The organism is Psychrobacter sp. DAB_AL32B (genome assembly GCF_002224105.1).
Lineage (GTDB): Bacteria > Pseudomonadota > Gammaproteobacteria > Pseudomonadales > Moraxellaceae > Psychrobacter.
The window spans coordinates 24,507-30,578 of the sequence record NZ_NEXU01000024.1 but is presented as its reverse complement, the minus strand read 5'-3'; the positions used below and the strand labels follow the sequence as shown (position 1 = coordinate 30,578).

The 6,072-nt window shown below is 43.7% G+C and carries 5 protein-coding genes; 4 read left to right on the top strand and 1 reads right to left on the bottom strand.

Features of this window, described 5'->3' with window-relative positions; all coding sequences use genetic code 11:
- Positions 1-6 precede the first annotated feature (6 nt).
- Complete coding sequence (locus CAN34_RS03345; protein WP_254423069.1) at positions 7-528, bottom strand: response regulator transcription factor; 522 nt, start codon at positions 526-528, stop codon at positions 7-9.
- A gap of 391 nt (positions 529-919) precedes the next feature.
- On the opposite strand from CAN34_RS03345, the gene CAN34_RS03340 reads away from it, so the two are divergent.
- From CAN34_RS03340 to CAN34_RS03325, 4 genes are all read left to right on the top strand, one after another.
- Complete coding sequence (locus CAN34_RS03340; protein ID WP_254423068.1) at positions 920-3,406, top strand: copper-translocating P-type ATPase; 2,487 nt, start codon at positions 920-922, stop codon at positions 3,404-3,406.
- 171 nt (positions 3,407-3,577) lie between these two features.
- A complete protein-coding gene (locus CAN34_RS03335; protein ID WP_089554442.1) occupies positions 3,578-4,195 on the top strand; it encodes a DUF411 domain-containing protein in 618 nt (205 codons plus the stop codon).
- Between the two features lie 45 nt (positions 4,196-4,240).
- A complete protein-coding gene (locus tag CAN34_RS03330) occupies positions 4,241-4,726 on the top strand; it encodes a DUF305 domain-containing protein (protein ID WP_089554441.1) in 486 nt (161 codons plus the stop codon).
- Positions 4,727-4,869: 143 nt separating this feature from the next.
- Positions 4,870-5,622: a DUF305 domain-containing protein gene (locus CAN34_RS03325; protein ID WP_089554440.1), complete on the top strand. Its 753-nt coding sequence runs from the start codon at positions 4,870-4,872 to the stop codon at positions 5,620-5,622.
- Positions 5,623-6,072 lie beyond the last annotated feature (450 nt).

Genomic DNA, 6,072 nt, shown 5'->3' with positions numbered 1-6,072 from the left:
AAAGCCTTAAGGTCCGAATTTAGAAATAAAGGACTTTGTTGTCGGTATAAAAAATTTAATCCCAAACGTGATAGGCAATAACCGATCGTGGTAACACTTCACCCTCTTTTCAAGTAAAAACTGTAGTAAGGCAAACTCTTTTGCGGTTAACTTAATAGGTAGCTCACCTCTGTGCACGGTGCGTTTGGCAATATCCATCTTTAAATCTGCAATTTGCATGAGGTTGCTGCTGTAATCTGCCTGATTGGCACGGCGTAGCAAGCTTTTTATTCTCACCAGCAGCTCAGCAAAGGCAAAAGGCTTAGTCAGGTAGTCATCACCGCCAATCTCAATCCCCTTTATGCGATCACTCAAGTCATCTTTAGCGGTCAAAAATAAGACCGGGGTATGCTTACCAGCGGCGCGGTAATTACGTACCAGCTCAAAACCACTGATATCAGGCAGCATAACGTCCATAACCACGACATTAAAATCCTCACTCATTAAAGCATGGTAACCATCTAATCCTGTGGTTTGATGCTCAACAATAAACCTGCTTCGGTCAGACCTTGTTTTATATAGTTCCCGAGTGATAACTCGTCTTCGACTAATAATATTTTCATAACAAGCGCGACGCTGATTGGTTAGGTTAATGCTATGAATGATAGAGGAATGTCAGCAATATTCCTATACCAAGACCGCAACATGACAAAATTATCATCTTAGCGTCATGTTGTTGTCAGAGCCATAATGGTACGCTGTTATTAATGCTAGAGCTAATTCTGATGCTAACAGTGATGGCGCTGCTCAAGTATCTGCGTAAACTAGAATAAGGTTAACGATAAACATCTGCATTTAATCGTAAAAAACGGTGTTCGGGTACTAATTGATAATTGCATAGCGTCTAAACCTCTACTCACCGTCTTCAAGGAATGATTTCATGAAACATGATATGCACGAAGAAGAAAGAAAAAGAGAAATAGACAGTAAGCACGCAAGCTGCCACAGCGCAGCGAATAAGAATGAAAAACCTACCAAAGGTGGCAAGCATGACAAAGTGCCAGCCGGCTACAGTGGCACTGTCTATACCTGCCCAATGCATCCAGAAGTCAGAGATGTTGAAGACAGCGGCTGTCCAATATGCAAAATGTCTCTCAAGCCTGAAGATTCTGCTGCCGAAGATAATGTTGCCGAAATGGCAGAGATGAAAGATGGTCATGCAAACTGTCATGGCACAGCTAATACAGAGGTAACGTCTGTTAAAGGCGGCAAATACGACAAAGTGCCAGCTGGTTACAGCGGTACTGTTTATGTCTGTCCAATGCATCCTGAAGTCAGGGATGTTGAGAATAGTGGTTGTCCGATATGCGGAATGGCACTTGAACCAGAGACAGCTACTATTGGTGAGGAAGACACCTCAGAGCTCGACGATATGACACGCCGTTTCTGGATTTGTACGGCACTGACAATACCGCTATTTCTGTATGCAATGAGTGACATGGTGGGTCTAAGCTTAGAGAACATTATTCAGGGTGATATCTCTGGACAGATCGATCAGTGGATTCAGCTCGCGCTTGCGACCCCAGTGGTACTCTGGGGAGCGGCGCCATTCTTCGTCCGTGGCTGGCAATCAATAAAAAGCCGAAACCTGAACATGTTCACTCTGATTGCAGTGGGCGTAGGCGCTGCTTTTGGTTTCAGTCTGGTAGCAACCTTTCTTCCGGACATTTTTCCAGACAGTTTCAGAGGTGCCTCTGGTCAAGTCGGAGTCTACTATGAAGCGGCAGCGGTCATTGTGACATTGGTGCTATTAGGTCAAGTTCTAGAACTTAAAGCTAGAAGTCAGACCTCTGGCGCGATCCGTGCGCTACTCGAGCTAGCACCACCAACGGCAAGACGTGTGGATGAGAATGATGTCGAAACCGAAGTCTCACTTGACGAAGTTGTCAGCGGTGACATACTGCGAGTGAAGCCAGGAGAAAAGCTTCCCGTAGACGGCACGGTACTTGATGGCAATAGCAACGTCGATGAGTCCATGGTAACTGGTGAACCACTACCTGTTTCAAAAACAGCAGGGGATACGGTCACCGGCGGCACGGTCAACGGTACTGGGACACTATTAATTGAAGCGGTCGATGTTGGTGATGACACCGTATTATCCAAGATCGTCAAGATGGTGGCCGAAGCCCAGCGCAGTCGTGCGCCCATACAGAGACTGGTGGATAAGGTAGCTGGTTGGTTCGTGCCGATCGTGCTTATCTGCTCCGTCATTACCTTTATTGTCTGGGCTATGTTCGGACCTGCGCCTGCAATGGCTTTTGCACTGGTTAATGCCATCGCTGTGTTAATCATAGCCTGCCCTTGTGCATTAGGACTCGCCACGCCGATGTCGATTATGGTTGGTACTGGAAAGGGTGCCCAAAATGGCGTACTCATCAAGAATGCTGAAGCGTTAGAGAGTATGGAAAAAGTCGATACCATCGTTGTGGACAAAACAGGAACACTGACAGCAGGCAAACCAGAACTTACCGCTATCGAAGCCCTTGGCGGCTTAGATGAAGATGAACTTCTTATGCTCGTCGCAGCCGTAGAGAGTGCTAGCGAACATCCTCTGGCAGAAGCTATTGTCAAAGCTGCGAAGGCAAAATCTCTTACTACTGCAAAAGCCAGCGATTTTAGTTCAACCACCGGTGAAGGCGCACAGGCGCTCGTTAATGGTAAGCAGGTCGCCGTAGGCAACTCAAAATTCATGCAGCGCCTTGATAGTTTTAACAGTGCACTTTCAGAACGCGCCGACAAACGCAGGAAGGACGGTGAAACCGTCATGTTTGTTGCAGTAGATGGGCAAGCTGCTGGTCTAATTTCAGTCGCTGATCCGATCAAGCCGAGTACGAGTGAGGCAATATCGCTACTGCACAAAGCTGGACTACGCGTAGTCATGCTGACAGGTGACAATGAGATAACGGCCAAAGCGGTTGCCAGTAAATTAAATATTGACGAGGTACATGCCGACGTCTCTCCAGAAGACAAAAACCGTATCATCAAAGAGTTACAGAATGACGGTAAGGTCGTGGCTATGGCGGGTGACGGTATCAATGATGCCCCTGCCCTTGCGCAAGCAGACGTTGGCATCGCCATGGGCACAGGAACAGATGTGGCGATGGAGAGTGCTGGCATCACGCTAGTGAAAGGCGATCTAATGGGGATTGTGAGAGCCCATAAACTGAGCCATTCTACGATGCGCAATATCAGACAAAACCTGTTCTTTGCGTTTATCTACAATGCACTTGGTATACCGGTTGCTGCTGGCGTCCTGTATCCATTTTTCGGACTTTTACTCAGTCCAATGATAGCGGCGGCTGCCATGAGCCTTTCTTCAGTGTCTGTTATTGGTAACGCGCTGAGATTGCGCCGTTTGAAGCTGTGATTTTAGTATGGTAGGAATATTCCTATGTAAAAACCGCAACATGACAAAATTGTCATCTTAGCGTCATGTTGTTGTCAGAGTCATCATATTAAGATACTCAGCGTCTTAATTTATTATCTGTACTATTAAGTGTTATAAAAATAAGTGTTATAAAAAATATGAGAGAGCCTTATGACAGTCTTTAAAATCGAATCTAGCTATGTATCTACATCTAATAGCCAGTCGTCTAAGCTATTGCGTAGTACGCTAATATTATTTGCAGCCTCATCACTGTTTGCTTGTAGTCAACCTGAGAGTAGTGCCTCTACTGCCAGCACGGTAAAAGCTGAGCATCATACTGCAGCCACCTCTGTGATGAGTAAGCCAGTAAGTAATCCAGATTTACTCAAAAACATCTCAGCAACCGTCTATAAAGATGTGAATTGCGGCTGCTGTAAAGACTGGATAAGCCATGCAGAAGACAATGGTCTAGGTACTACGGCGCACGATGTTGCGGATGTGGCATTATTTAAAGACCGCTATGGCGTACCCACTGAGATGCGCTCTTGCCACACAGCCATCACCACCGATGGCTACGTCTTTGAAGGTCATGTCCCTGCTAAGTATATGGCGCAGTTTTTAGAGAATCCACCAGTACAAGCGCTTGGTCTTGCTGTACCCGGTATGCCTGTCGGTAGTCCAGGTATGGAATATCAAAATAAATTTGCACCGTATCAAATTATGCAGCTCAATAAAGACGGCACTACTCAAGTTTATGCGGATATTGAGTCTACTGAGCAACAGTTATAATATTAAACAAATTTTTCACTTTGTACCGTTTGTAAAGGTTACCTTATGAATAATTCAAATCAAAAAGATATGAATAACCAAAATCAGATGAACCCCTATCTCAAATTCTCCCTAATGATTCTAACCTCTACGGTCGTCATGTTTATCATGATGTATTTTAATACCTATAAATGGGATCACGTTTATTTTAGTGAGACCAGAGCCTATATGGCGCTGTATATGGGCGCTATGATGGCAATTATTATGCTGGCCTTTATGACCAACATGTATAAAAAAACCAAAGTAAATTTGATAATTTATGGTCTGAGCGTAGTGTTATTCGCTTTTGGTCTGTGGGGTGTCAGATCGCAAGCGACTGTTGATCAGGTTGATTGGATGCAAGCGATGATACCGCATCATTCAATTGCTATCTTGACCAGCTCAAGAGCAGATATCGAAGATCCACGCGTACGGAAGCTAGCGGATGACATCGTTGAGGCACAAAAGCGAGAGATCGGTGAGATACAAGCACTCATTGAAGAATTGAAGTAAAGGTGTACCCACAAAATTATCGTGACTTTTTAAACTCTGTTTTTTTAAACTAGCAAAGCTTATCTAATAAAATTTAATTTTTTAAATTATTGTTGGAAGCTTTGCTAGCCTTTTATTTAATCTATGTATGTTAAGGATATAGCATGAAAAATCATTACAAATTACGCTTCTCTGTTCTTGCTGCTAGTGTTAGTGCAGCATTATTACTAAGTGCTTGTCAGCCAACAGCTGAGAAAGTTGACTCTACGACAACAGAAGACGTCGCACCAGTCGAAACAACTGATACCACTGCCGCAGTAGACCCGCATGCTGGTCATGACATGAGTGCAGATGCTATGGTAGCAGATGGCACACCAATGACCCCTATGCTTAAAGACTACACCGAATCAATGACTAAGATGCATAAAGAGATGATGATTGGTATGGATTATAATGATCCTGATGCGGCATTTGCTCAAGGTATGCTTGGTCATCATATCGGTGCAGTGGATATGGCAGAGATTGAGCTCAAGTATGGTACTGATGCAGAAATGCGTAAGCTTGCACAAGAAATCATCGATGCCCAGCAGTCTGAAATTGCTACGATGAAAGCATGGCTTGCTGATAACCCTGATGCTAAAACCCCAACCGCTGATACCAAAGCGATGCAACAAGCTTATGCCGACGGTATGGATGCGATGCATGAAGAAATGATGGCAGGTATCGCCGATCCAGTACCAGATATGGCATTTGCTCGTGGTATGTTACCACATCATGTTGGCGCGGTAGATATGGCAGAAACTCAGCTTAAATATGGTAAAAATCCTGAAATGCGTAAGCTGGCTCAAGAAATCATCGACGCACAGCAACCTGAAATTGAGCAGATACAAAGCTGGATTGCTGCTCAAAAGGGCTAAGCAAGGTTTTAATAGATATTTACGACTCTTAAATTAAAAAAGCAGCCTCTTAAAATATCATTTTAGGAGGCTGCTTTTTTGTTTACTATTAATACTATAGAGATCTATAAATTGTGTAGTTTATTACTTTTCACCACACTGACAGCATTTCGAGCACATATCACATTTGTCACAAGTTGACGCACAGGTGCACCCACATTTCGGACAAGTACAGCTAGAATTATAGTGTACAGACGGTACCAACGAGTTAAATTTATCTTTAGAAGTAAAGTTCATAATAAATCCTTATTCATGATAGATAACTCATTGTGGCAGGTATTAATAGAGTGTTAAGTAACCTTATTGTCAGTTTAGTAGATGAGTTAGTTAACGGCTATTAAAGCTATTATTTACTACATATTTATCTACTTTTAGAGCTGGCGCGTTAAATATCATCGCATGAATGCTGTA